Source organism: Stenotrophomonas geniculata ATCC 19374 = JCM 13324 (assembly GCF_001431625.1).
Classification (GTDB): Bacteria; Pseudomonadota; Gammaproteobacteria; order Xanthomonadales; family Xanthomonadaceae; genus Stenotrophomonas; species Stenotrophomonas geniculata.
Window position 1 is genome coordinate 1 of record NZ_LLXT01000073.1, and the last position, 607, is coordinate 607.

At 72.5% G+C, this 607-nt stretch carries 1 protein-coding gene; it reads left to right on the top strand.

What is annotated here, in order from left to right:
* A partial coding sequence (locus ARC63_RS04075) for a Calx-beta domain-containing protein (protein ID WP_485111852.1) occupies positions 1–607 on the top strand: 607 nt, incomplete at both ends.

Genomic DNA, 607 nt, shown 5'->3' on the forward strand with positions numbered 1-607 from the left:
ACCTGATCAAGCAAGCCGACGGCAGCGGCGGCAGCGTCGCCCTGCCCACCCCCGATGCCACCGGCACGATTGCCATGGGCGGCAGTGCCGGCAAGGTGGCGTTGAGCCGCAGCAGTGCCGCCTTGAGCGGCAGCTGCCCCAGCGGCAGCGTCGATCTGGTTGGCTACGGCAGCAGCGCCAGCTGCGCCGAAGGCAATGCACCCACGTCGGCGCCGAGCAACACCCTGGCGGTGCTGCGCGCCGGCGATGGCTGCACGGACACCGACAACAATGCAGCCGATTTCGCCACCGGCGCGCCTAGCCCACGCAATACCGCCAGCCCGTTGCGGCTATGCGACGGCGGTGGGCAGCCGATCGCCAGCCTGGCCGACATCCGCCAGGCCGAAGGCGATAGCGGGCGCCGCAGCTGGCTGTTCACGCTCGCCCTGAGCCAACCGGCCGGCGCCGCCGGCGTCAGCTTCACTGCCGCCACCGTCGACGGCAGCGCCACCGCCGGCAGCGACTACATCGCCCTGCCGCCGACACAACTGCGCATCGCCCCCGGCGAGCGCAGCGCCACCATCGCGGTGGAGGTGCTGGGCGACACCACGCCCGAGCCCACGAGACG